Raw genomic sequence first — 24,678 nt, 5'->3', positions numbered from 1 at the left:
CCGAGAGACTCTCTCAGGCTTTCCTCCGGGCGCTTCCCTTCGGTGTTCCCGACTCTATCAGATCTTTTCTCGACCCGATTTCCTCGGTGCTTTCCGGCCTTTCGGCCTTCCGGCGGTGTTGACTTTATCAGATCCTGTCGGGCTCTTTTCGAGCTCTTCAAGTCCTGATCCCCGGTCAACCGGGGTTGCCGTCCCGGCCCTTGGGCCGTTCCGACGAGTCCAACCTTAGCGGATCTCTCCGGCGATTCCCAATCGCGTCGGATCGGAGTCGCCGTACCCAAATCGAATTGAATTCGGGCACGCCGAATTCCACCCGGTTGGGAGATCGTGCTGAGTGGTTGGTGCCGCTGCTGCGGCGGAGGTGCTGTCGCAGAACCGTTACGGCTCCGTGGCAACCCGAAGAACTTTACGGATCGAGGTGTGGACTGTCAAGCCTCCCCAGGGAGACATGCCGGCAAACCTTCCGCCGCGTCAGTCCAGGTCGCTCAGACGGCCGCCCGCGTCGGGCTGGGCGTGCTCCACGCGGCGCAGCAGACGGGTCAGCGCCTCACCGAGGACGTTGCGTTCCTCGGACGACAGGTCCTGGAGCAGGTCCTCCTCGAAGCCCGAGGCGAGACGCATCGCTTCGAGCCACTTCTCGCGGCCCTCGGAGGTCAGCTCGACGATCACCCGGACCCGGTTGGCCTCGTCGCGCTCACGGGTGACCAGACCCTCCCCCACCATGCGGTCGATGCGGTGGGTCATCGCGGCCGGCGTCAGACCGAGCCGCTTGGCCAGCTCGCTCGGACCCATGCGATAGGGGGCCCCGGCCAGCACGAGGGCCTTGAGGACCTCCCACTCCGCATTGCTGATGCCGAGCGCGGCGGTCTGCCGGCCGTAGGCGACGTGCATCCGGCGGTTCAGCCGGGACAGCGCCGAGACGATCTTCTCGACCTGCGGGTCCAGGTCCCGGAACTCGCGCTGGTATGCGGCGATCTGTTCGTCGAGGGTCGGCTCGCTGACGCCGGATGTGTCGCCCATGTCCGCAGTATCGCACGCGCTTGCTTGGCGTTGAAGTCCTTCGGGGTGTACTGTTTAGCTTCGAACTTTAGCTTCTAAGTCTTCAGGGTTAACCGCTTCAGAGGTAAGACATCCGGTCCCCTCCCGAGCGGCCCCTCTTCCTAGGGCAGGTGAACGTGACCAGGGCGATGGGCGCAGCGATGCGCCGGATTCATGTGGGCAACGCACTCAGCGCGTTCGGCCTCGGCTTCACCGTCCCGTATCTGTACGTCTATGTGGCGCAGGTGCGGGATCTCGGTGCCGCGACGGCGGGCGTCGTGCTCGCCGTCTTCGCCGTGGCAGCGCTCGTGGTGCTGCCGCTCGCCGGACGGGCCATCGTCCGGCGCGGCCCCCTCCCGGTCCTGCTCGCCGCCCTGGCCACCGCCGCCGTCGGATCGCTCAGCCTGGGGCTCGCGAAGAACGCGGTGACCGTGCTGCTGTCGGCGGCGGTGCTCGGTGCCGGGCAGGCCGTGATGCAGCCGGCGCTCGCCACGATGATCGTGGACTGCTCGACGACGGAGACCCGGTCGCGCGCCTTCGCCCTCCAGTTCTTTCTGCAGAACCTGGGGCTCGGTGTCGGCGGCCTGATCGGCGGCCACCTGGTCGACACCTCCCGCGCCGCGTCCTTCACCCTGCTCTTCGCGATCGAGGCCGCGATCTTCGGGCTGCTCGTCGTCCTCATGTCGACGGTACGGGTGCCGCACGCGCCGCAGATGGAGGACGGGGCTCCGCAGAGCGGCCGGGCGAGCTGGAAGCAGCTGCTGGGCAACCGGGCCATGGTGCAGCTGTGCGTGCTGGGCTTCGTGCTGTTCTTCGCCTGCTACGGCCAGTTCGAGTCGGGTCTGAGCGCGTTCGGCGTCGAGGCCGCCGGGATCTCGACGTCCACGCTGGGCACGGCGCTGGCCGCGAACACGGCGATGATCGTGGTCGCGCAGTTCGCGGTGCTCAAGTTCGTGGAGCGGCGCAGGCGCTCGCGGGTCATCGCGGCGGTGGGTCTCATCTGGGCCGTCGCCTGGGCCGTCGCCGGGTACGCCGGGCTCGGCCACGGCAGCAAGGCCATGGCGGCCGCCGCGTTCGTGTCGACGTACGCGCTGTTCGGTCTCGGTGAGGCGATGCTGTCCCCGACGCTCGCTCCGCTGGTGGCCGATCTCGCGCCCACCGGCATGGCGGGCCAGTACAACTCGGCCTTCGCCCTGGTGAAGCAGCTGGCCCTCGCGGTCGGCCCGGCGGTGGGCGGCCCGCTGGCCGCGTCGCTGCCCGCGCCGTACGTCGTCACGTTCCTGCTGTTCTCACTGGGCATCACGGTCCTCGCGGTCCGGCTCGGGCGTCGGCTCACCCCCGTTCAGAACCAGCCGTCGCACGCGCGGAGCCTGGTGGTGGCGCAGGGCGGCCCGTCGACGGAGCCCGCCTCGGCGCACGTCTGAACGGGCGCGCCACTCACCCCTCGCTCGGCAGTGCGAACTCGCACCACACCGCCTTCCCGCCGCCGGGCGTGCGGCGCGACCCCCAGTTGGTCGCGATCGTCGCCACGATCGCGATGCCCCGCCCCGCCTCGTCCGCCGGTTCCGCCCGACGGCGTCGGGGCAGCTGGTCGTCCCCGTCCGTCACCTCGATGATCAGCCGACGGTCCGTGCGTCTGAGACGCAGCCTCATCGGCGGCGTGCCGTGCTGCAGCGAGTTCGCGACCAGCTCGCTGGCCGCCAGCACCCCCAGGTCGTGCAGATCCGTCGGGAACCGCCAGCTGGTCAGGACGCCGGAGGCGAAGGCACGCGCGCGGGGCGCCGCCTCCACCCCGCCGAGCAGCTCCAGGGCGGCGTTGCGGAAGAGTTCGCCGTCCGGGCCCGTGCGCGCGGGGTGCTGGAGGACGAGGACCGCGACGTCGTCGTCGTGGCCCGCGGTGACGCCGGCCGAGCGCAGCAGCCGGTCACAGATCACCTGGGGCGTGCCCGTCGCGCCCGCGAGGGCGCTCGCCAGGGCCGCGATGCCCTCGTCCAGGTCGGCGTCCCTGCGTTCGACCAGGCCGTCGGTGTAGAGGACCGCGGTGGAGCCGGGTACCAGCGGGACCGAGCCCGACGCATGCATCCAGCCACCGGTGCCGAGCGGCGGGCCGGTCGGCTCGTCGGCGCGCAGGACCTGGCCGTTCTCGTCGCGGACCAGGATCGGGAGGTGGCCCGCCGAGGCGTACACCAGCCGGCCCTCGTTCGGGTCGTGGACGGCGTAGACGCAGGTCGCGATCTGGTTGGCGTCGATCTCCATGGCGAGACCGTCGAGGAGCTGGAGGACCTCGTGGGGCGGCAGGTCCAGGCGGGCGTAGGCGCGGACGGCCGTACGGAGCTGGCCCATGACCGCGGCGGCCCTGACCCCCCGGCCCATCACGTCGCCGATGACGAGGGCCGTGCGGCCGCCGCCCAGGGTGATGACGTCGTACCAGTCGCCGCCGACCGCGGCCTCCGTGCCGCCGGGCTGGTAGGTGGCGGCGATGCGCAGATCGTCGGGCTGCTCCAGCTCCTGGGGCAGCAGGGAGCGCTGAAGGGTCACCGCCGTGCGGCGCTGCTCGCGTTCGCTGGCGCGCAGCCGCTCGGCGGCCTCGGCGTGGTCCGTGACATCGGCGGCGAACACGAGCACGCCCCGGGAGGTGTCGCCGGGTACGTCCACCGGTGTGCACGTGAACGTGTACGACCGGCCGCCGGGCGCCTTGCGGGACTTGACCGTGCGCGGCCTGGAGCTGCGCAGCACCTGGTCCAGGAGCGGGAGGAGGCCGAGTTCCTCCAGCTCGGGGAGTGCCTCGCGCGCGGGTTCGCCGGGCGGCCGGGGGCCGAAGGCCGCCGCGTAGGCGTCGTTGACATACGCGACGCGATGGTCCGGGCCGTGCACCAGGGCGACGAGGGCCGGGATGCGGTCGAGGACCTCGCGCACCGGCAGCTCGTCGACGGCGGGCATGGTCGGCGCGTCCTCGGTGAGCCGCTCGACGCGGGCCGCGGGCACGGAGCCTTCCCCCCGCCGGTCCGGGGAGACCGTGTGCTCGGTCCGCGCTGCGGCGCGGCGCTGCGTTCCGGGGAGCCGGGCGCTCCAGCGGGTGAAGTTCACCGATTCCTTGCCTCGTCGTTGTCGTAGCCGGCCGGCTCCGGATCAGGTCGGGTCCGGGGGCCTGCCCCCGGGGTGGCGCAGGGGGAAAGGTCTGCTGGGTTCGTCAGGGCGAGGACCGGCCCGCCCTCGGTCGGGGACCAGTCTGTCGGACCGAGCCGACATCCGTCAGACGTCGGCCCTTTCGGTGGAGTTCCTGGATTCGGTCAGGACGACCCCTTCGGGTCCCTTGAAGGCTTTCCACCGGCCGCGAGTTCGAACTCCGCACGGGGATGTTCGAGTGAACCGAGGGAGACGATCTCCCTCTTGAAGAGTCCCGCGAGGGTCCACTCGGCCAGTACCCGCGCCTTGCGGTTGAAGGTGGGCACCCGGCTCAGGTGGTACGTGCGGTGCATGAACCACGCGGGGTAGCCCTTCAACTTGCGCCCGTAGACGTGTGCGACGCCCTTGTGCAGCCCCAGGGACGCGACCGAGCCGACGTACTTGTGAGCGTACGTCTCCAGGGGCTGGTCGCGCAGTGAGCGCACGATGTTGTCGCCGAGGACCCTGGCCTGGCGCACCGCGTGCTGGGCGTTGGGGGCGGTCTCCTTGCCCGGTTCCTCGGCGGTGACGTCCGGGACGGCGGCCGCGTCCCCCGCGGCCCACGCGTGCGTGACGCCGTCCACGCTCAGCTCGGGGGTGCACTTCAGCCGCCCGCGGTCGTTCAGCGGCAGATCGGTGGCCGCGAGGACCGGGTGGGGCTTCACCCCGGCGGTCCACACGACCGTACGGGTCGGGAAGCGTGCGCCGTCGGACAGGACGGCCACCCGGTCGACGCACGACTCCAGACGGGTCTCCAGGCGTACGTCGATGCTGCGGCGGCGCAGCTCGGTGACCGTGTACCGGCCCATCTCCGCGCCGACCTCCGGGAGGATGCGGTCGGAGGCCTCCACGAGGATCCACTTCATGTCCTCGGGCTCCACGTTGTGGTAGTAGCGCGTGGCGTAGCGGGCCATGTCCTCCAGCTCACCGAGCGCCTCCACGCCGGCGAATCCACCGCCGACGAAGACGAAGGTGAGGGCCGCGTCACGAATCGCCGGGTCCCGGGTGGAGGAGGCGATGTCCATCTGTTCGATGACGTGGTTGCGCAGGCCGATGGCCTCTTCGAGGGTCTTGAAACCGATGCCGTGGTCGGCGAGGCCGGGGATCGGGAGGGTGCGCGAGACGGAGCCCGGGGCGAGGACGAGTTCGTCGTAGGAGATCTGTTCGGTCCGCCCGCTCTCCTCGGTGGCGAGTGTGCCGAGGGTGGCGGTGCGCTTGGCGTGGTCGATGGCGGTGACCTCGCCGATGACCACCCGGCAGCCGTCCAGGACCCGGCGCAGCGGGACGACCACATGGCGCGGCGAGATGGCGCCGGCGGCCGCCTCGGGCAGGAACGGCTGGTACGTCATGTAGGGATCGGGCGAGACCACCACGATCTCCGCCGCGCCCCTGGCGAGTTCCGCCTTCAGTTTCCGCTGCAGGCGCAGGGCCGTGTACAGGCCGACGTAGCCGCCGCCGACGATGAGGATGCGCACACACTTCGCGGGTTCGGTGGGCGTCGCCCGGTGGAATGCAGCCGTCACCATCCCATGACGCACCGGACGCGCGAGTTTGTCCACAGGCCCGGCAAATTGTGTGACCGGACGGCGGTACCCGGCAGGGTTGGCCGAATTACCGGAGTGCGGGGAAAGACCGCAGGTCAATGGGTGTGAGCCGGGTGGAACTAGGGGGCGCAATCGGGACGTAACCGCCCCGTACTCCGATCGGGGGGCGCTCCGTACGGAACCTGCCCCTTCTGAATTGACCCCCTCTCAACTATGTTCGTGTGTCGACGGGGTGTAACGGGGATGGGCTCGACAGGCTCGCGACGGGCGGGCCCGGTCACGAACGACGCTCGTTCCGTACGCTCCGGCTTCCAATGGCGGGGAGAGTCTCCGGGGGGAGACGTCGTTACCGGGGGAACACTTATGCACATTCAGGACTCTCATTGGTCAGCCGCGTCCGCCGCCGCACCGGCGGGCCCGGTGGGCGCGGCGGGCAACGCACGCGAGGACAGTGCGCGTACGGCGCCGCTGCGGGTGGACGCACAGCGCAACCTGGAACACGTACTGCGCGCGGCACGCGAAGTCTTCGGCGAGCTGGGTTACGGCGCGCCGATGGAGGACGTGGCGCGGCGCGCGCGGGTCGGTGTCGGCACGGTGTACCGGCGCTTCCCGAGCAAGGACGTGCTGGTGCGGCGGATAGCCGAGGAGGAGACCTCCCGGCTGACCGACCAGGCCAGGGCGGCGCTCGGCCAGGAGAACGAGCCGTGGTCGGCACTGTCGCGCTTCCTGCGGACGTCGGTGGCGTCGGGCGCGGGGCGGTTGCTGCCGCCGCAGGTGCTGCGGGTCGGCGTGGCCGACGAAGAGACCGAGGGGGCCGGGGCCGGTACGGCGCCTGTGGGCGAGGCGCTGCTGCCGCAGCAGCGGTCCCTGCCGACGGCCGAGCTGCGGCTCGTCGGGCAGCGGTCCGCTCCGGAGCCGGACGACGTGGGCACGGCGGCGCTGCTGGAGGTCGTCGGGCAGCTCGTGGAGCGGGCGCGTGCGGCGGGTGAGCTACGGCCGGACGTCACCGTCTCGGACGTCCTGCTGGTGATCGCCACGGCGGCGCCCTCGCTGCCGGACGCGGCACAGCAGGCGGCGGCCTCGGCCCGGCTGCTCGACATCCTTCTGGAAGGTCTGCGGTCCCGCCCGGTGTGAGACAGGCGGGGTCCTGACTTCCGGGACCTTCTCCGACGCGGACACGATCGCCGTTCCCCGTTCCGCTGTGCGAGCGGGGGACGGCGTGGCGTCCGGACGCGGGCGATCCGTCGGTTCGTGAGGTGCTCGCGGTGCGGGCGGCGATGCGGCGAGCGCGGAGGCGGTGAACGCCGGCGGTGAAAGGTGCCGTCGGCCCTGCGGCCGTCATGCCCCCGCGCCGAGCGCCCGTCCCCGCGTCGAGATGCCGGCCGGTACGGCGCGCGCCCGGGCGGGGGTGCCCGTCCAGCAGGTGCCCCGGCGGGCGAGCAGACGGCGCAGCCACAGCTCCAGGGAGACCAGGTCCGCGAGGCCGTCCAGCGGGACGGGCGCGCCGTCGACCGCCGCGCGCACGGCCTTGCGGACGACCCGGGCCTCCACCAGGCCCGCCTCCGCCAGCAGGGGCGTGTCGAACAGGGCCATCAGGGAGTGCACGGCGACCCGGAGCCCGGCGCGGGACGCGGCCGCCGAGGTCGCGTGCGACGGTGCGCCCCAGCCGGGCGGCAGTCCGCCGACGCCCGCACCCTCCAGGACCGTGCGCAGGATCGCCGCCCGCGCCCCGGGCTGGACGCGCAGCGCCTCCGGCAGCGCACGGCAGGCGCGGACGACCTGGTTGTCCAGGAACGGCGAGTGCAGCCGCTGGGAGCGGATCTCGGCGGCCTGTTCCAGCACCCGTACATCCGCCGCGTGTCGTGCCAGCGCGGCACGCGCGCGGTGGTCGCCCGGGCGCTGCCCGGGACCGACTCCCGCCCGGCCTGCGGCTCCTTGCAGGCGAACCGATACTTCTGCGAGGGCCTCACCGGTCAGCCAGCGCGCCGCCGGTCCGGGTCTGGCCCAGGTGAGGGCGGCGAGCGAGGCGCCCACCGCGCCCACGGGCTCGTCGAAGCGCCGCTGCATCAGACGGTCGCCCAGCGCGTCGACACCGGTCCGGTACGGCGTGCGGGCCAGTTTGCGCGCCGCGGCGTACACCCGGGCGGGGACCAGCACCGAGCCGTCCGCCTTCGCCAGCGCGGCGACCGGGCGGACGAGATGGCGTCGTTTGCGGTCCATCAGCAGGTCCGCGAGACGGGCCGGATGGGCGTCGAGGACCTGGCGCGCGCCGTAGCCGGTGAAGTGGTCCGCGCTGCCCGAGGCCAGTCGCGCGCGGTGCCTGGCCGCCGTCACCAGTGACGGGCCCGGCTCGTCCGTCAGCGGGCCCTCCAGCTCGGCGTAGGGCAGGACCTCCTCGCCGCCGGTGACCACCACGTGGTGCAGCCGGGGATTGGCCGCAAGGGTGCCGGCCCGCTCCAGCTCGGCCTCGCGGCCCCGCACGGCGAGGTCGTTGAAGGTGACGGCGAGCAGGCGTTCGCCGGCTCCGGTGCCGTGCCCGAGGACGGTGCCTGGCATGCCGGGCAGACCGGCCGCGAGCAGGGCCAGCGTGCCGGAGGCCGACCCTCCGGAGAGATCGGCGCCGATGCCGGGGACGGGCACCCCGCGCGCGGCGCGGCGCTCGGCCGGGCCCATTCCGGGGACGGGCCCGGGGTCGATCTCCACGCCCGGCACATGGCGGGGGGCCGACAGACGGGCGCGGACGGCGTCGACGAGGGCGTCGCGCACCGCGTCCACCGCGTCGCCCGGGTCCGCCGGGGGCGCGGCGACCGCCAGGGAGGCGACCGGGTCGTAGCCGGCGATCTCGCGGGCACCCGCGCGCAGGATGAGCGCGTGCCCGGGCGGAATGCGCCGTACGCCGTCGTAGGGGGTCGAGTCATGGACCGCGGCCGGTACGTCGGGGGCGGCGAGAAGGGCCGCCAGATGCCCGAAGTCCAGGTTGGCCTCGATGAGGTCCGCGAGGGGGAGCGCGGCGGTCGCGTACGCGGTGCCGCCGGCCCAGGGGGTGTGGAAGACGGGCCGCGCGCCCGCGAGATCACCGCACACCGTGATCCGGCGCCCGACCTGGACGACGGCGGTGTAGCTGCCGGACCAGGCGGTCAGATGACGCAGTGCCCCGCCCCGGGCGGCGAGCAGCCCGACGCGCAGTTCCTCGTCGGAGGCTCCGCAGATGCCGAGGACCGCGATCCGGGTCTGGGCGTCCGCCTTCACGACGCGCACCTCGTCGGGGCGCCAGTCGCCGACGGCCCACAGCGGATCGGGGTCGCCCCACAGCAGTTGGGCACCCACCGGGTGCAGGGTCTCGCCGTCGTATCCGGTGGCTCCGGCCGATCCCGGCCCGGCGGCTCCAGCGGCGGTGCTGCTCCATCCCACCAACCACCGCATCGACGCCTCCACAGGCTGTGGACAACCAGTGCACCGTACGAACGGCTCCCATGCTGCCACGAAGAATGCGCGCCGGAGGGCGTGCGCCGCGTCTTGCGCGCCCCTGAATGCGCCCTCGGGACCCCGGCGACCGGCCGGTGAACTCCCTTTCCGCCCAGGAACATCGACAAATTCCGGCGACGCGAATGCGCCCCCGGTACGCTCCCCGAAAACCCCGTTCGCGCCCTCAAGTGTGGTGGTCGGGGGCCTGATCACCCGCGAGAACCGCCGTCGGTTTTCGGCCAAATCGGCCGCAGACGGGCAGGCTTGCGCACGCTCCGTACAGGCCCGGCGCAACGCACAGTCCGGGAGGCGGAGTTCGCCTCCCGGACCGGTCCGCCGCCCGCGGGGATGGAGGCGGCGGTGTCCCCCAGCCCACTGGATCCAGTACAGCGGGCCGACCCACGCACGACCCATGGAACCCCGCCGCCCGGTGGCCGGAGAAGAGCGCACGGACAGGCGCACGGCCACACACCAGGAGCACGCCGCAACACTCCGTACTGAGGTACGGACCACAATCCCGCCATCCGGATTTAAGCCCCTTAACGCTTGGGATGCGGCGAACTACGCTGGGTTTACGAATGCCGCGCGGTTATGCCATTGCCGCGGCAGCCGTCTGTGTCGAGGGGTGGCGCATGTCCAGGGAGCAACGCGGGCCGAACGAAAAGCTCGGCGCCGTTCTCGCCCTCGCGGGAATCAGCAACGCAGGACTCGCGCGGCGCGTCAACGACCTTGGCGCCCAACGCGGGTTGACTCTTCGCTACGACAAGACGTCGGTGGCGCGCTGGGTGTCGAAGGGCATGGTGCCGCAGGGCGCCGCGCCGCACCTCATCGCCGCGGCCATCGGCCAGAAGCTCGGCCGCCCCGTACCGCTCCACGAGATCGGTCTGGCGGACGCGGATCCCGCACCGGAAGTCGGCCTCGCCTTCCCCCGGGACGTAGGACAGGCGGTGAAGTCGGCGACGGAGCTGTACCGCCTCGACCTCGCCGGGCGCCGGGCCGGCAGCGGCGGCATCTGGCAGTCGCTGGCCGGATCGTTCGCAGTGAGCGCTTACGCGACCCCTGCTTCCCGCTGGCTGATAACCCCGGCCGACAGCTCGGTGGCCCGCGACCCCGACTCCGGCGACGGGGCGGGATCACCGCTGAAGGTCGGCCACAGCGACGTCCAGAAGCTCCGGGAGGCCGCGGAGGACGCCAGGCGCTGGGACTCCAAGTACGGGGGCGGCGACTGGCGTTCTTCCATGGTGCCCGAGTGTCTCCGGGTGGAGGCGGCGCCGCTGCTGCTCGGGTCCTACTCGGACGAAGTGGGCCGTGCGCTGTTCGGGGCGAGCGCCGAACTGACGCGGCTGGCCGGCTGGATGGCCTTCGACACCGGACAGCAGGAGGCCGCCCAGCGCTACTACATCCAGGCGCTGCGCCTCGCGCGCGCGGCCGCCGACGTCCCCCTCGGGGGATACGTCCTGGCCTCCATGTCGCTCCAGGCGACCTACCGCGGCTTCGGCGACGAGGGCGTCGACCTCGCGCAGGCCGCCCTGGAGCGCAACCGCGGCCTGGCCACGGCCCGCACCATGAGCTTCTTCCGTCTCGTCGAGGCACGGGCGCACGCGCGCGCGGGTGACGCCCAGGCGGCCGGCGCCTCCCTGAAGGCCGCCGAGGGCTGGCTGGAACGTGCCCGCGACGGCGACAACGACCCGTCCTGGCTCGGCTTCTACTCCTACGACCGCTTCGCGGCCGACGCCGCCGAGTGCTACCGCGACCTCAAGGCCCCGCGCCAGGTCCGCCGCTTCACCGAGCAGGCCCTGTCCAAGCCCACCGAGGAGTTCGTGCGCTCCCACGGGCTGCGGCTGGTCGTGTCGGCGGTCGCCGAGCTGGAGTCGGGCAACCTGGACGCGGCCTGCGAGCAGGGAGTGCGGGCGGTGGAGGTAGCCGGGCGCATATCGTCGGCGCGCACCACCGAGTACGTGCGGGACCTGCTGCACCGGCTGGAACCGTACGGGGACGAACCGCGTGTGGCGGAGCTGCGGGAGCGGGCTCGGCCTCTGCTGATGGCGCCTGCGTAGGGGCGCCGCTCGGGGCCGCGGGCGGGCGTGGGTGCCCGCGGGCTCGGGCGGTGACCGGACGGGCACGGATGCGGTGGGGCCGCAGTTGTCCCGGCGCGCCCCTTTTCGGGGGCCGACGCGGCCGTGTGACCTGCGCGGTCTTCGGTTCCTCCTGGGTTTGAGGGCATTGTCAGTGGCGCAGTGCACTATCGAAACCGGGAGGTGGAGCAGGTGCGGAAGATCGCGTACGACTGCGATGTGCTGGTGATCGGCGGCGGCATCGTCGGGCTGTCGACGGCGTATGCGATCACGCGTGCCGCCCCCGGCACCCGGGTGACGGTCCTGGAGAAGGAGGCGGGCCCGGCCCGCCATCAGACGGGGCGCAACAGCGGGGTCATCCACAGCGGGATCTACTACCGCCCCGGCTCCCTGAAGGCGCGGTACGCGGCCGAGGGCGCCGCCGAGATGGTCAAGTTCTGCGCGGAGTACGGCATCGCGCACTCCGTCACGGGAAAGCTGATCGTCGCCACGGAGCGCGAGGAGCTGCCCCGCCTGCACGCACTCGTCCAGCGCGGCCGGGAGAACGGCATACCGGTGAGGGAACTGGGCCAGGCCCAGATCACGGAGTACGAACCGGAGGTGCGCGGAGTCGCGGCCATCCACGTGGGCACGACCGGGATCTGCGACTTCGTGGCGGTCGCCCGGCAGCTGGGCGAGGCGTCCGGGGCGGAGATCCGCTACGGGGCCCGGGTCGTACGGATCGACCGGCGCCCGGCACTGGGCGTCGCCGTGCGCACGGCCGACGGGACGGTCCTTCGCGCACGCGCGCTGGTCAACTGCGCCGGGCTGCACTGCGACGAGGTGGCCCGGCTGACCGGGGACGAGCCGGGCATGCGGATCGTGCCGTTCCGGGGTGAGTACTACACGCTGGCCCGGCCCGAGCTGGTGCGGGGGCTGGTGTATCCGGTGCCCGATCCGGCGTTCCCGTTCCTCGGGGTGCATCTCACACGGGGCGTCGACGGAGAGGTCCACATCGGACCGAACGCGGTCCCGGCGCTGGCCCGCGAGGGATACGGCTGGGGGGTCGTACGACCGCGGGAGGTCGGCGAGACGGTGACCTGGCCCGGGTCCTGGCGGATAGCCCGGCGGCACTGGCGGTACGGGGCGGGCGAGCTGCGGCGGTCGGTGTCGAAGGGGGCGTTCACGCAGGCGGTGCGCAGACTGCTGCCGGAGGTGCGGGCGGACGATCTCGTCCGGGCTCCGGCGGGGGTCCGTGCGCAGGCCGTGCTGCGGGACGGGACACTGGTGGACGACTTCCTGATCCGGGAGACGGCACGGGCGGTGCATGTGCTGAACGCGCCGTCGCCCGCGGCCACCGCCTCGCTGCCGATCGGCCGGGAGGTCGCGCGCCGGGCCCTGGCTGCGCTGGACCCGGACTGAGCCGCCACCCGCCACCCGCGAACCAGGACACACGCCCACCCGCGAACCAGACACACGCCCACCCGCCACCCCCGCACCGGGGCGCGCGGCCACCGCCCGCCCCCTCGACGGACCGGCCGGGCTCCGCCTCACCGGACCGGCAAGCTGTCAGCGCGTTCCCCTTAAAATTGATGCCACTGTGTCTGACTCTCTCAATTTCGCCTCCGAAGACCCCGAGGCCGCCCCCGGCGGTCGGCTTCAGCGCATCCCCGGAGCCTCCAGTGACCGCAGCCGGGCCAAGGGGGAGCCACGGTTCCCCGGCGGGCCGAAGGCCGATCCCGCGGGGTCCCACTTCGAGCGGCGGATCCGGAGCTTCCAGCCGCGACGCAGCCGGGTGACCACCGGGCAGGCGGACGCCCTGCAGCGGCTGTGGCCCCTGTGGGGCCTGGACATCGACGGACAGCGGACCGTGGACCTGACCGAGCTGTTCGGGAACACGCGGCCCGTGGTGCTGGAGATCGGCTTCGGCATGGGCGAGGCCACCGCGCGGATGGCCGCCGACGACCCGGGCACCAACATCCTCGCCGTCGACGTGCACACCCCCGGCCAGGGCAATCTGCTGGCTCTCGCCGAACGGAACCAGCTGACCAACGTCCGGGTCGCGAACGGCGACGCGATCATCCTGCTCCGCGAGATGCTCGCGCCCGACGCGCTCGACGGGCTGCGCGTCTACTTCCCCGACCCCTGGCCCAAGAAGCGCCACCACAAGCGGCGACTGATCCAGCCCGAGTTCCTCACGCTCGCCGCCGCCCGCCTCAGACCGGGCGCGCTGGTGCACTGCGCGACGGACTGGGAGCCGTACGCCGAGCAGATGCTCGAGGTGCTCACCGCGCACCCCGACTTCGAGAACACCCAGCCCGAGGGCGGTTACGCGCCACGTCCCGCATTCCGTCCGCTGACCCGTTTCGAAGGTCAGGGGCTGGACAAGGGTCATGTCGTGAACGACCTGCTGTTCCGGCGCGTACAGCACCGGGACCAGTCCTCCGCCGGCGACTGAGCGCCCCGCGGGCCCGCCGGGCACCGTCGCGGGCGGCGCCCCTGTCTCGTTAGGGTCGATTCCGTGGCCACCTGTCCCCCGTATCCGACGCGTCCCGCCGGCAACGCGGGCGAGGGCCGGCATCCGCACTGGTGGCAGCGTCGGTGGGTGCGCTACGGTGCGCCGGCCACGCTCCTGGCGCTCTCCGGCCTCGTCATCCTCGCCCTCGTGCGACAGCAGACGGGCACCGAGGGGTTCCTGGTCGGACTGGGACTCGCGGTGCTGCCCGTGCCGCTGCTGGTCGCCGCCTTCCGCTGGCTGGACCGGGTGGAACCCGGGCCCTGGCGGAACATGATCTTCGCCTTCGCCTGGGGAGCCTGCGCGGCCGCGCTCATCGCGATCGTCGCGAACAGCTTCGCGACCCGGTGGATAGCCACCGCGACCGCCGACCCGCACAGCGCCGACACACTGGGCGCGACCCTGATAGCGCCGATCGTCGAGGAGTCCGCGAAGGCGGCGGCCGTGCTGCTGGTCTTCCTCTTCCGCAGACGCGACTTCACCGGGATCGTGGACGGGGTGGTGATAGCCGGGGTTACCGCGACCGGCTTCGCCTTCACCGAGAACATCCTCTATCTGGGCACGGCCTTCGGCACGGACCAGCTCAGCGGTGGGCGGGGCCTCGCCTCCGTGACCGCCGCGACCTTCTTCGTCCGGGTGGTGATGGCGCCCTTCGCGCATCCGCTGTTCACCGTGCTCACCGGCATCGGGTTCGGTGTCGCGGCGATGTCGGCGGAGCAGCGACGGGCACGCCGTGTCCTGCTGCCGCTGGGCGGGCTGCTGCTCGCCATGGGCATGCACTCGATGTGGAACGGATCCTCGTCGTTCGGCGAGTACGGGTTCTTCGCGGTGTACGCGTCCTTCATGGCGCCCGCGTTCGCCCTGCTGACCTGGCTGGTGATCTGGACACGGCAGCGGGAGCTGCGGACGGTGCGGGAGGAGCTGCCGGCGTACGCGGCCACCGGGTGGCTGGGGCCGGCGGAACCGTTCGTACTCGGCTCCATGCGGGCGCGGCGGCTGGCCCGGCAGTACGCGCGGCAGCATGTCGGGAAGGCGGCGGCGCGCTCGGTCGCGGAGTACGAGGCGTACGCGACGTCACTGGCGTTCCTGCGGCACCGGGGGCGCCGCGGCCGGGCGGGAGCCGACTTCGTCGCACGGGAGGGTGAGCTGCTCTCCGCACTGTGGGCGCGGCGTGCGGTGGCACGGCCGGCCCTGGCGCACGCGGCGCGCACGACGGCGCCGATGCCGTTGCCGGTCTGGCCCGGGTACGGGTACGGCTACGGACATGTCCCGTGGTACCCGGCGCCGCGTTACGGACCGACGACGCCGTATCCCGCGTATCCCGCGTATCCCGCGTACAACCCCTATCAGCCGTAGAAACTCTGTCGGCCGTGGAGCCGCGGGCTGTCCCCGGGGGACAGCCCGCACCGGATGATTACGCGGACGCCTCGGTCAGCCTGGCCAGGTCCTTCTCCGTCAGGGTCAGGTCCGCCACCGCCAGCAGCGCGGGCAGCTGTTCCACCGTGCGGGCGGAGGCGATCGGCGCCGCGACCGTGGGCTGGGCCGCGAGCCAGGCCAGGGCCACCGTCGGGATCTGTGCGTCCCGCTCCTGCGCGACCTCGTCGAGAGCCGCGAGCACCCGTCGGCCGCGCTCGGTCTCCAGGTGCTTGCCCGCGCCCTGCGCGCGCGCCGAGTCCACGGTCGTGCCCGGCCGGTACTTGCCGGTCAGGAAGCCGGACGCGAGGGAGTAGTAGGGGACGGCCGCCAGGCCCGCGCGGGCCGCGACGTCCTGCAGCGGGCCCTCGTAGGTGTCCCGCGAGACCAGGTTGTAGTGCGGCTGGAGCGCCACATAGCGGGCCAGGTTCTCGCGCTCGGAGAAGTCGAGGGACGCCTGCAGGCGCTCGGCGGAGATGTTGGAGGCGGCGATGGCGCGCACCTTGCCCGCCTTCACCAGGTCGTCGAGCGCGCCGATGATCTCCTCCACCGGTACCTCGGGCTGGTCGAAGTGCGTGTAGTAGAGGTCGATGTAGTCGGTGCCCAGGCGGCGCAGGGACGCGTCGGCCGCGGCCTTGATGTTGGCGGCGCCCAGCCCCTTGTACTCGGGGTGCTGGCTGACCTTGGTCGCGATGATCACGTCGGAGCGGTTGCCGCGCGCCGCGATCCACTTGCCGATGACGGTCTCGGACTCGCCGCCCTTGTTGCCGGGCGCCCACGCCGAGTAGACGTCGGCCGTGTCGACGAAGTTGCCGCCGGCCGCCGTGTAGGCGTCGAGCACGGCGAAGGACTGCGCCTCGTCGGCGGTCCAGCCGAAGACGTTGCCACCGAGGGAGAGGGGGAAGACCTCGAGGTCCGAGGAGCCGAACTTGCGAAGGGAAGTCATGCTGTACTTCAGCGCTCGATCCGGAAGATCTTATTCCGGTCGAAGCTGTCCGCATGGGGGAATTCCGGCCTGCTGGGCCCGGCCGGGAGGGGCGCACACGCGCCTGACCGGCAGCCCTGACGTCGGGGGGATGTCGCCAGGACCGCCGGAGTTCAGGTGGTGACCCGCGCCGGGAAGCGGGGCGGGGACCCGGATGTCAGGGATTGACGCCCTTGCTCTGCAGCCACGCCATCGGGTCGATCGCGCTGCCGCCGCCCGGGTGGACCTCCAGGTGCAGATGCGGCCCGGTGACGTTGCCGGTCGCGCCCACGCGGCCGATGACGTCGCCCGTGGAGACCTTCTGGCCGACGCTGACGCTGATCGACGACTGGTGGCAGAACCACAGCTCGGTGCCGTCGTCGAGGGTGAGGACCGTGCGGTAGCCGTACGAGCCCGCCCAGCCCGCCTGGGTGACGGTGCCGCTGTGGATGGCCTTGATGAGCGTGCCCGTGGGGGCGGCGAAGTCGAGGCCGGTGTGGTAGCCGGAGGACCACATGGCGCCGGCGTCACCGAAGCGCGAGGTCAGGGTGTACGAGGAGGTCGGCAGCGTGAACTGCTTGGCCAGTTCCGCCAGTCGGGCGGCCTCGGCCTTCTTCTTGACCTCCGCAGCCACCGCCTTCCTGGCGGTGTCCTGGGCCTTGGCCGCCGCTGCGGCGGCCTTCTTCGTGGCGGCGTCCTGGGCGGCCTGTGCGGCCGCCGCGGCGATCCGGTCCTGCTGGGACTCGGCCTGCTGCATGATCCGGCTGCGCAGCGCCTCACCCGCGTCCTTGGTGCCCGCGACGGCGTCGGTGGTGCTCACACCGGCGGCGCTCAGGGCGGTGGCGGAGCCCTCGGGGGCGCTGGTGTCCTCGCCGATGAGCTCCTTGGCCGAGTGGGTGACCGAGGAGAGGTCGGGGAGGGATATGGACACCGGCGGCTTGCCGGTCTGCGCGGTGGCCATGCCACCCGCGCCGACCGCGGCCATCACGCCGACGCCGAGAACGGTGGAGCTGCGGGCGAGTCCGCCGCCGCGCTGCCTGGTGACGCGGTGCCGACCGCGGACGGGGCGGACGGAGTCCTCGGTGGGATTCCACTCCTCCCAGGGGCCCTCGTCGGGGCGGGGCGCGAACCCGATGGTCTGCGTGCCGCTCGGGGCGAACGAGGTGCTCTCGGCAGGCCGGTTGGACGCCACGTGGGCGCACTCCTTTCCTTCCGTTTCGCCTACCGGGTTAGCTGACGGGTTCGGAGGGGAAGGTCTCCTACGCGCGTATACCGACCGTTTTCACACGGCGATATCCGCTCGATTCACCCCAAGGTGGTGGTTCCCCGGCTCCCTTGCGGGATTCGGCACACGCGCACGGAGCCGCCTCTGGTGACGGCTGGGACGACCGCGCTGCGTTATCGAACGTTAATAGACGTCGGGCCCGGATTCCAAGCTGTTCGGACAGATCATTAACGCTTCTGGCCAGGACTTTAATGACAGGATCGGCGTAAAACGGGCGAGTTGACCGCACCTCACCCGCACCACCGGTTCTGACTCTGCGTCAGTTGTTATCAAAAGCGGGCCGCCCACTCACTCACCGTGACAACGCCCGGACGTTCAGCGGCGGTTGGCCCTCGACGGGTTCAGCGGTGCTCGGACCGGCGCACGGCGAGCAGCGCCATGTCGTCCGTCGCCTGGCCGCCGGTGTGGCGGGCGACGTCCTCCGTGACGGCGGCGAGCACGGCGCCGGGGGTGGGCAGAACCCGCCCGGCGAGGCGGCGGGCCGGGTCGTAGAACTCGCCGCGCGCGTCCCGTGCCTCCGAGACGCCGTCCGTGAAGAAGAGCAGCGTCGAACCGGGCGGGAAGTCCCACTTCTCCGCGCCGTCGGGCCCAGGGGCGAGATCGCCCATGCCGAGCGGCAGCGCCGGCTCGCGGGCCTCCAGTTCGCGCAGGGTGCCGTCCGGGAGCAGCAGCAGGGGGGCGGGGTGCCCCCGGTCGACGATCCGGACGACGCCCTCCTCCCCGTGCGGGATCTCCGCGAGGACCGCGGTGGTGAACTCCTCGTCGCTGTCGGGGCCGTCCCGGCGGATGCCCTCGCGCGACAGCGCCCGCTCCAGGCGCCGGGCGACGGCCTCCAGCGTGGCCTCCTGCTCGGCCGCCTCCCGGAAGGCGCCGATCACCACGGCGACCGCGGCCACGGCACCCGTCCCCTTGCCCCGCACGTCCCCGACCACGAGCCGTACACCGTGCGGTGAGTCCTGGACGGCGTACAGGTCGCCGCCTATGTAGGCGTCGGCCTGCGCGGCCTCGTACCGGGCGGCGATCCGTAGCCCCCCGATCCGCGCGGGGGGCTCGGGCAGTACGGCGCGCTGGGCGGCCTCGGCGATCCGGCGGGCGGAGGCGAGGCGCGCGTCGTTGCGGCGTACGAGCACATTGATCAGCACGGCGGGTACGGCGGCCGCGGCGGTGGTGACCGCCTCGGTGGCCGCGCCGGACGCCCCGAGCCCGAGGTGCACGGCCAGAACGGCGGCGAGGGCCGCGGTGCCGGTGACGACGGTGGCGCGCAGCGAGTGCAGGGGCGCGGCGACGAGCGGGGCGGCGGTGAAGAGGGGGACGGCCGGGAAGACGGACGGGGTCAGCCGGCCGCAGCAGACGCCGAGGCCGATGAGCAGTGCGGGCAGGGCCCGCAGAAACGCCCGCGCGTACGAACTCCGCCGGCTCTCCGCCGGGCCGGGCTCCGGGGGACGGACGTGCCCGGGGCCGGCGCCCGGCGGGCGGGCGTCCGTCGTCCCCCCGTCGTCGGACCCGGTGCCCGGCGACCGGACGTCCTCGGATCGAACGTGCGGCCGGCTGTCGGACTGATCATGGGGTCGGCCCTCGGGTCGGCCACCGCGCCGACCGTGGGTTCGTCCGTCGGCCCGATCGTCGGGCCGTGCGCTGTCCTTCGGGGAAGGACGCACGGCCGGGCCGCTGCTGGTGCGGTCGTACGGGATGCCGCTCCCCTCGTACGGAGTTCCGGGTCCTGGCCCGCTGCCCTGCTCGTCGCACGGCGCCTCGATCCGCCACGCGCCTCCTCGCTGAACCACCCGTCCAGGCTTCACGCAGGACGGGCGAGGGGCGACCGCTGTGGGCCGACCGGCGTACACACCCTGTGGACGGGGATAGGAGAGGCCCCGGACGGGAAGGGGAGCAGTGGGTGAAGAGCACAGAAAAAACCGAGGGCCGGAACCCTTTCGGATTCCGGCCCTCGGCCTTCAGTAGCGGGGACAGGATTTGAACCTGCGACCTCTGGGTTATGAGCCCAGCGAGCTACCGAGCTGCTCCACCCCGCGTCGGTGATTCCAGTGTACGCCATGCGCAGGACACGAAGCACACAGGTTTACGTCCACAGGGCTTCACCACCGTTCTCCGGCCGTCAGCGGCCTCCGTCCGGGGACAGCAGATGGGCGTTCGGGGCCTTGGCCCGCTCCTCGTACTCGGGCAGCACCACCACATCCGCCCCCTCTGACGTCAGCAGACCGTTGCCGTCCGCCGCCGCCACGAACGTGTCCGGTTCACGCCAGGACGTGACCACCCGCCGCACCCCGGCGTCGAGGATCAGACGGGCGCACGGCGCGGGCCGGGAGGCGCGGCGGGCGCACGGCTCCAGGCTGCTGTAGACCGTCGCGCCGGCCAGTCGCGGATCCGCCGGGTCCAGCTTCGCCAGGGCCGCCTCCTCCGCGTGCACCACCGGGTCCCCGCCCTCCCGGGAGTGCCCCCGGGCCAGCTCCGTCCCGTCGGCCGCGACGATCACCGCACCCACGCTGAAGGCCGTCCGGGAGGGCGGGCACTGCGCCGCCAGCTCGCACGCGGTCTCCAGCCAGCGCCGGTCCGCGGCCGAGGCCGACCTGCCGGTGCCGGGCGCGGCGGGCGCGTAGCGCATCAGCACGACGTCCCCGACCGGCCGCGTCTCCAGCAGCCGCATCCGTCCCGGCGGGTACGCCCCCGGCCCGAACATCCGCGGCGCGTCGGGCTGCCCCACGACCAGTGGCGCGAGGACGAGCTGGAGCTCGTCCGCGAGGCCCTGCTGCAACAGCTGTGTGTGCACCTGGCCGCCGCCCTCGACCATCAGCCGGCCCACGCCCTTGACGTCACCGAGGTGAGCGAGCACGGCGCGCCACTCCACATCGGGGCCGAGCGCGACCACGTCCACGTCCGCCGGCAGCAGCCCGCTCAGCCGCTCCGCACCCTTGTCCGTGGTGTAGAGCGCCTTCGCGCCCCCCGTGTGCCAGAAAAGGGCGTCCGGGTCGAGGTCACCGGACGCGCTGACCGCGACCTTCAGCGGGTACTCCGGCCGGCCGGCGCGAACCCGGGCCGCGCGCCGCTCCTCGGAGTAGACCAGCAGCCGCGGGTTGTCGGTGCGCAGCGTGCCCGCGCCGACGAGGATCGCATCGCTGCCCGCCCGCACCTCGTCGACCCGGTCGAAGTCCTCCGGTCCGGACAGCAGGAGCCGCTCGGGGCCGGTGTCGTCCAGGAAACCGTCGAGGGAGACGGCGGCGGACAACAGGACGTAGGGCTGGGCCATGGGGGTGCACTCCAGGGGTCGAAGAGCGAGGGACGAGGGCGGAGCAGGAGTCGGGGGCCAGAGATGTCCGGGGCGGGTCCCGCCGCGTGGCCAGGATGCGCCGTGGCGGGGCCGGAGGTCCAGATCCCACGGGGGCGCCGGATCTTGTTTCAACTTTAAAACAATAACTACACTGGACACATGACGACCCGCTGGCTCACCCCCGAGGAACTGCGCGCCTGGCGCGCTTACCTCGCCGCGTCATGGCTTCTGGAGGACGTGATCGACCGGCAGCTCCAGCAGGACGCCGGCATGCCGCATCTGTACTACTCCGTCCTCGCCAACCTCTCCGACGCGCCCGGCCAGCAGATGCGGATGACCGATCTCGCGGAGACGTTGAAGATCACGCGCAGCCGGCTGACCTACGTCGTCACCCGCCTGGAGAAGGACGGCACGGTCCGCCGCGAGGGCTGTCCCACCGACCGGCGCGGCAGTATCGCGGTCCTCACGGACGCGGGCGCGGCACTCCTGGAGCGCTCGGCGCCGGGCCATGTCGAGACGGTCCGCGCCGCCGTCTTCGACCACCTCACGCCTGAGCAGGTGACCCAGCTGGAAGCGATCTCCACCCGGATCACGGAGGCGCTCCAGGGCGGCGAGGAGCGGCCCGTGTGCGACGGACTGCCGTGGCGCCGGCGCTCGTCCGGGGCGGCGGAGTGACCTGAGCGACCGGACCCGGTCGCCCGAAATTGCTTGAATTTTAAAGCGAGCGCGCGTTAGAGTCTCCGACCGAGGTTGTGCTTCAAATCTGAAGCATGGGGCGCATCCTCCGTACCCGCAACCGCCGGCCCGGAGAAGGACAACATGCGCGACTCACATGACGACGCCACCGCATCCAGTGACAGCAGCGAACCGACCCGTCTCCCCACCGACCTCCCCACCGCCGCAGATGCCGCCGCCACGGTCCGTACCCGCGTGACGGTCCCGCTCCGCTTCGGCGACGGCTACACGGTCACCGCCGACCTGGTCACCTTCCACGGCCTCGTCGACGGCCAGGAACATGTGGCCGTGCTCCTGGGCGAGCCCGCCGCCGACCGCCCGCCGCTGGTGCGGCTGCACTCCGAGTGCCTGACCGGCGACGTCTTCGGCTCGGCCCGCTGCGACTGCGGACCCCAGCTGCGTGAGGCGGTCGAGCGCATCGCCGACCGGGGCGGCGTCCTGCTGTACCTCCGTCAGGAAGGCCGTGGCATCGGCCTCTACAACAAGCTGGACGCCTACGCCCTCCAGGACCAGGGTCTGGACACCTACGAGGCGAACGCCGCGCTCGGCCTGCCGGAGGACGCCCGCGACTACACGGCCGCCGGGCAGATGCTGCGCGCCCTCGGCATCGACACCCTGGACCTGCTGTCCAACAACCCCGACAAGGCCGCCCAACTGCGCGGCCTGGGCCTGACGGTCACCCGCCACGTCCCCACGGGCGTCTTCACCACGGCGCAGAACGTCCGCTACCTGCGCGCCAAGGTCGTCCACACCCAGCACACCCTGCCCCTCACGGAGCTGACGGCGGGCTGACCCACCTCGGACACGTACACGAGCCTGCTCAGACTCGTCCGAGCCGAGCACACCGCGCTCACCCACGGACCCGAGAACGCGACAGCGCCCGAGCCGACCGAAGCCGACCCGGGCGCCGCGTAGCAGGTCAGAGGGGGGAGACCCCTCTCCCGCAGCCGTAGGCCCTGTGGGACTCGAACCCACAACCAATGGATTAAAAGTCCACTGCTCTGCCAATTGAGCTAAGGGCCCAGGCGGTGTTGCCTCCCCGAGCATAGCCGGACGAGGCCGTCTCGTAGATCGGGTATCGGGGAGCCGGGCCGGAAGTGGGCCGTGCGGGTGCCGGAAGGGCTACGGATCGACCGGTTCGGGGGAGCCGGCGCGGGCGGCCTCGCGGGCGAGGGTGCGCTCGTGCTGGGGGTTGAGGAACCAGTGCCGGGCCGAGGCCAGCCACCAGGTCGCGGCGAAGCCGAGGACGACGAGGACGGCGACCGGCGCGTAGTTGAACGTCCCCCAGGTGACCGGGGAGACCTGCGGGAGCATGAAGAGCACCGTGATGACCGCGACCCACACCACCGACACCACCCCGATCGCCTGCGACCAGCGGCCCAGATGCCAGGGCCCGCGCTCGAAGGCGTCACCCCTGCGTACCCGCAGCAGGGTCGGGATGACATAGGCGATGTAGAGGCCGATCACCGCGATCGAGGTGACCGCCGCGTACGCCGTGACGTTGATCAGGTACGGCAGCCCCAGGACCAGCGCCCCGAGCGCCGCCAGCCACACCGCCGCCACCGGGGTGCGGGTGCGCGGGCTGACCGTGTGCCACACCTGCGAGAGGGGCAGTGCGCCGTCGCGCGAAAAGGCGTAGATCATGCGGCTGTTGGCCGTCACCGAGGCCATCCCGCAGAACAACTGCGCACCGATCACCACGAGCAGCAGCAGCTTGCCGGTGGTCGCGCCGAGGGCGTCCAGCAGGATCTGGGCGGGCGGCGCGCCGGTCGGGGACGTGCGCTCCCCGTCGTAGGACTGGATGGCGAAGGTGAAGCCCAGGAGCAGGACGAAGCCCGCCACCCAGGACGTCCAGATGGAGCGGACGATGCCCTTCGGGCCGGCCGTGGAGGCGTTGTGCGTCTCCTCCGTCATATGGGCGGAGGCGTCGTAGCCGGTGAAGGTGTACTGGGCCATCAGCAGGCCCAGCAGGACGACGTAGCCGCTGCTGCTCCAGCCGGTGTTGTTCACGAACCGCGTGAACACGAAGGACGCCGACTGGTGGCGGTCCGGTACGAACGCCAGCGCGCCGACGATCACTCCGACCCCCAGCACGTGCCACCACACGCTGACGCTGTTGAGCAGGGCGACGATCCGCACGCCGAAGGTGTTCAGCAGGCCGTGCAGAACCAGGATCGCCGCGAAGAGCAGGACCGTGCGGCCGGGCGTGACCTCGAAGGCGAACTGGAGATTGAGGTAGGCGCCGAGGAAGGACGCGGCACCGAAGTCGATGCCCGCCGTCACCGCCACCTGGCCCAGCACGTTGAACCAGCCCGTGAACCAGGCCCAGGCGGCGGCCGAGCGCCGCGGCGCGAGCTGGTGGGCCCAGAAGTACAGGCCCGCCGAGGTCGGGTAGGCCGAGCAGATCTCGGCCATCGACAGGCCGACGAACAGGGTCATCAGTCCTACGGCCACCCATCCCCAGGTGATCACGGCGGGGCCGCCGGTGTTCATGCCGAAGAGATAGAGCGTCAGACAGCCGGAGAGGACGGAGATGATCGTGAAGGAGACCGCGTAGTTGGAGAACGCCGACATCCGCCGGGCGAGCACCTGGGTGTAACCGAGCTGGGCCAGCCGCTCTTCGTCGGACGGCCCTGTCGGTCGTACGTCATTTGTCATGCACCCAGCGTTTCCCCGAACGAGGGCGTGACATGCGCCACAGGCTCGGTGCTGTGGCCAAGAGTCGCCGTCCGGACGTCCGGGGAACGACCCGGGGATCCCCGTGGACGGGGCCGTGGAGGCGGAAAGCGGAAAGCGCCGCGCCCCCGGCCCGGATCGGGGCGGGGGCGCGGCGCTCAGGTGCCTGTGTCGGGGTCAGCCGATGCCTTGCGTCAGCCGTTGCGCTTCCAGCGCGGCTTGTCGTCACGACGGCCGAAGCTGCCCGTGCCGCGGTGCTCGTCACGACGGCCGAACGGACGGTCATGGCCGCCGGGGCGGAAGCCGGGGCGGTCACCCTGGCGGTCACGGTTGAACGGGCGGTCGCTGCCACGGTGTCCGCCACGCTCGTCGCGCCGGTCGAACGAACGGCGCTCGCCACCGTCCCGGCGGAAACCGCCACGGTCGTCACGGCGCTCGAAGGAACGGCCGCCACGGTCGTCACGGCCACCCCGCTCGTCACGGCCGCCACGGTCGTCACGGCGGTCACGGTCGAACGGGCGACGGTCACGGTCGCCGTCCC

Annotated in this window: 17 protein-coding genes, 2 tRNA genes, 1 pseudogene and 1 riboswitch; of the genes and pseudogenes, 8 read left to right on the top strand and 12 right to left on the bottom strand. The window is 72.2% G+C overall.

All coding sequences use genetic code 11. The features are described 5' to 3' along the window. Positions 1-471: 471 nt before the first annotated feature. Positions 472-1,020, bottom strand: a complete 549-nt coding sequence (locus tag ACFY2Z_RS34965; RefSeq protein ID WP_390748024.1) for a MarR family winged helix-turn-helix transcriptional regulator — start codon at positions 1,018-1,020, stop codon at positions 472-474. Positions 1,021-1,187: 167 nt separating this feature from the next. Here ACFY2Z_RS34965 and ACFY2Z_RS34960 point away from each other — a divergent pair, with 167 nt between their 5' ends. After that, positions 1,188-2,462, top strand: coding sequence for an MFS transporter (locus tag ACFY2Z_RS34960; RefSeq protein ID WP_390748027.1), 1,275 nt, complete (start codon positions 1,188-1,190; stop codon positions 2,460-2,462). Between the two features lie 13 nt (positions 2,463-2,475). Here the strand turns inward: ACFY2Z_RS34960 and ACFY2Z_RS34955 are convergent, their stop codons facing one another. Continuing rightward, complete coding sequence (locus ACFY2Z_RS34955) at positions 2,476-4,125, bottom strand: SpoIIE family protein phosphatase (protein ID WP_390748023.1); 1,650 nt, start codon at positions 4,123-4,125, stop codon at positions 2,476-2,478. 203 nt (positions 4,126-4,328) lie between these two features. Continuing rightward, complete coding sequence (locus ACFY2Z_RS34950) at positions 4,329-5,729, bottom strand: NAD(P)/FAD-dependent oxidoreductase (RefSeq protein ID WP_390748022.1); 1,401 nt, start codon at positions 5,727-5,729, stop codon at positions 4,329-4,331. Between the two features lie 381 nt (positions 5,730-6,110). On the opposite strand from ACFY2Z_RS34950, the gene ACFY2Z_RS34945 reads away from it, so the two are divergent. Next, on the top strand, positions 6,111-6,881 hold the full coding sequence (locus ACFY2Z_RS34945; RefSeq protein ID WP_390748021.1) for a TetR/AcrR family transcriptional regulator: 771 nt from the start codon (positions 6,111-6,113) through the stop codon (positions 6,879-6,881). Between the two features lie 204 nt (positions 6,882-7,085). Here the strand turns inward: ACFY2Z_RS34945 and ACFY2Z_RS34940 are convergent, their stop codons facing one another. Then, entirely contained in the window at positions 7,086-9,170 is a 2,085-nt protein-coding gene (locus tag ACFY2Z_RS34940; RefSeq protein ID WP_390748020.1) for an asparagine synthase-related protein, read from the bottom strand. Positions 9,171-9,844: 674 nt separating this feature from the next. On the opposite strand from ACFY2Z_RS34940, the gene ACFY2Z_RS34935 reads away from it, so the two are divergent. The 4 genes from ACFY2Z_RS34935 to ACFY2Z_RS34920 all read left to right on the top strand — a co-directional run bounded on the left by ACFY2Z_RS34935 (position 9,845) and on the right by ACFY2Z_RS34920 (position 15,137). Beyond that, complete coding sequence (locus ACFY2Z_RS34935) at positions 9,845-11,269, top strand: MFS transporter (RefSeq protein ID WP_390748019.1); 1,425 nt, start codon at positions 9,845-9,847, stop codon at positions 11,267-11,269. A 201-nt stretch (positions 11,270-11,470) separates the two neighbouring features. Then, positions 11,471-12,688 carry an L-2-hydroxyglutarate oxidase gene (gene lhgO / locus ACFY2Z_RS34930; protein WP_390748026.1) on the top strand — a complete coding sequence of 406 codons (1,218 nt, stop codon included), beginning with the start codon at positions 11,471-11,473 and terminating at the stop codon, positions 12,686-12,688. A gap of 178 nt (positions 12,689-12,866) precedes the next feature. Further along, a complete protein-coding gene (trmB, locus tag ACFY2Z_RS34925) occupies positions 12,867-13,724 on the top strand; it encodes a tRNA (guanosine(46)-N7)-methyltransferase TrmB (RefSeq protein ID WP_390748018.1) in 858 nt (285 codons plus the stop codon). Positions 13,725-13,787: 63 nt separating this feature from the next. Beyond that, on the top strand, positions 13,788-15,137 hold the full coding sequence (locus ACFY2Z_RS34920) for a PrsW family intramembrane metalloprotease (RefSeq protein WP_390748017.1): 1,350 nt from the start codon (positions 13,788-13,790) through the stop codon (positions 15,135-15,137). Positions 15,138-15,195: 58 nt separating this feature from the next. Here the strand turns inward: ACFY2Z_RS34920 and ACFY2Z_RS34915 are convergent, their stop codons facing one another. The 5 genes from ACFY2Z_RS34915 to ACFY2Z_RS34895 all read right to left on the bottom strand — a co-directional run bounded on the left by ACFY2Z_RS34915 (position 15,196) and on the right by ACFY2Z_RS34895 (position 20,705). Beyond that, a complete protein-coding gene (locus tag ACFY2Z_RS34915; protein WP_390748016.1) occupies positions 15,196-16,140 on the bottom strand; it encodes an aldo/keto reductase in 945 nt (314 codons plus the stop codon). 196 nt (positions 16,141-16,336) lie between these two features. Next, the gene (locus ACFY2Z_RS34910) at positions 16,337-17,350 is read right to left on the bottom strand and encodes a M23 family metallopeptidase (RefSeq protein ID WP_390748015.1); all 1,014 of its coding nucleotides are present in this window, start codon (positions 17,348-17,350) and stop codon (positions 16,337-16,339) included. A gap of 11 nt (positions 17,351-17,361) precedes the next feature. Next, positions 17,362-17,518, bottom strand: a riboswitch (cyclic di-AMP (ydaO/yuaA leader). A 266-nt stretch (positions 17,519-17,784) separates the two neighbouring features. Further along, the gene (locus ACFY2Z_RS34905) at positions 17,785-19,227 is read right to left on the bottom strand and encodes a PP2C family protein-serine/threonine phosphatase (RefSeq protein ID WP_390748014.1); all 1,443 of its coding nucleotides are present in this window, start codon (positions 19,225-19,227) and stop codon (positions 17,785-17,787) included. A gap of 172 nt (positions 19,228-19,399) precedes the next feature. Beyond that, positions 19,400-19,473 (bottom strand) — tRNA-Met (locus tag ACFY2Z_RS34900). A gap of 83 nt (positions 19,474-19,556) precedes the next feature. Next, positions 19,557-20,705, bottom strand: coding sequence for a dihydrofolate reductase family protein (locus ACFY2Z_RS34895; protein ID WP_390748013.1), 1,149 nt, complete (start codon positions 20,703-20,705; stop codon positions 19,557-19,559). 180 nt (positions 20,706-20,885) lie between these two features. On the opposite strand from ACFY2Z_RS34895, the gene ACFY2Z_RS34890 reads away from it, so the two are divergent. Then, positions 20,886-21,401: a MarR family winged helix-turn-helix transcriptional regulator gene (locus ACFY2Z_RS34890; RefSeq protein ID WP_390748012.1), complete on the top strand. Its 516-nt coding sequence runs from the start codon at positions 20,886-20,888 to the stop codon at positions 21,399-21,401. 144 nt (positions 21,402-21,545) lie between these two features. Further along, positions 21,546-22,253, top strand: a complete 708-nt coding sequence (ribA, locus tag ACFY2Z_RS34885; protein WP_390748011.1) for a GTP cyclohydrolase II — start codon at positions 21,546-21,548, stop codon at positions 22,251-22,253. Between the two features lie 158 nt (positions 22,254-22,411). Here ribA and ACFY2Z_RS34880 read toward each other — a convergent pair. The 3 genes and pseudogenes from ACFY2Z_RS34880 to ACFY2Z_RS34870 form a co-directional block, all read right to left on the bottom strand. Continuing rightward, positions 22,412-22,484 (bottom strand) — tRNA-Lys (locus ACFY2Z_RS34880). Positions 22,485-22,583: 99 nt separating this feature from the next. Then, positions 22,584-24,119, bottom strand: a complete 1,536-nt coding sequence (locus ACFY2Z_RS34875) for an amino acid permease (RefSeq protein ID WP_390748010.1) — start codon at positions 24,117-24,119, stop codon at positions 22,584-22,586. A gap of 212 nt (positions 24,120-24,331) precedes the next feature. After that, positions 24,332-24,678 (bottom strand): annotated as a pseudogene (locus tag ACFY2Z_RS34870) (RNA helicase); the annotation flags it as partial.

It is taken from the genome of Streptomyces sp. NPDC001222, from assembly GCF_042896945.1.
Taxonomy (GTDB): Bacteria; Actinomycetota; Actinomycetes; order Streptomycetales; family Streptomycetaceae; genus Streptomyces; species Streptomyces gibsoniae.
This window is presented reverse-complemented; position numbering and strand designations above follow the sequence as displayed.

What these genes read in the sequence shown, in the direction of transcription:
- ACFY2Z_RS34935 (WP_390748019.1), top strand. Translation starts at nt 9,845, where the DNA reads ATGTCCAGGGAGCAACGCGGGCCGAACGAAAAGCTCGGCGCCGTTCTC.
- ACFY2Z_RS34940 (WP_390748020.1), bottom strand. Translation starts at nt 9,170, where the DNA reads ATGCGGTGGTTGGTGGGATGGAGCAGCACCGCCGCTGGAGCCGCCGGG.
- ribA (WP_390748011.1), top strand. Translation starts at nt 21,546, where the DNA reads ATGCGCGACTCACATGACGACGCCACCGCATCCAGTGACAGCAGCGAA.
- ACFY2Z_RS34890 (WP_390748012.1), top strand. Translation starts at nt 20,886, where the DNA reads ATGACGACCCGCTGGCTCACCCCCGAGGAACTGCGCGCCTGGCGCGCT.
- ACFY2Z_RS34895 (WP_390748013.1), bottom strand. Translation starts at nt 20,705, where the DNA reads ATGGCCCAGCCCTACGTCCTGTTGTCCGCCGCCGTCTCCCTCGACGGT.
- ACFY2Z_RS34965 (WP_390748024.1), bottom strand. Translation starts at nt 1,020, where the DNA reads ATGGGCGACACATCCGGCGTCAGCGAGCCGACCCTCGACGAACAGATC.
- ACFY2Z_RS34945 (WP_390748021.1), top strand. Translation starts at nt 6,111, where the DNA reads ATGCACATTCAGGACTCTCATTGGTCAGCCGCGTCCGCCGCCGCACCG.
- ACFY2Z_RS34915 (WP_390748016.1), bottom strand. Translation starts at nt 16,140, where the DNA reads ATGACTTCCCTTCGCAAGTTCGGCTCCTCGGACCTCGAGGTCTTCCCC.
- ACFY2Z_RS34960 (WP_390748027.1), top strand. Translation starts at nt 1,188, where the DNA reads ATGGGCGCAGCGATGCGCCGGATTCATGTGGGCAACGCACTCAGCGCG.
- ACFY2Z_RS34950 (WP_390748022.1), bottom strand. Translation starts at nt 5,729, where the DNA reads ATGGTGACGGCTGCATTCCACCGGGCGACGCCCACCGAACCCGCGAAG.
- ACFY2Z_RS34875 (WP_390748010.1), bottom strand. Translation starts at nt 24,119, where the DNA reads ATGACAAATGACGTACGACCGACAGGGCCGTCCGACGAAGAGCGGCTG.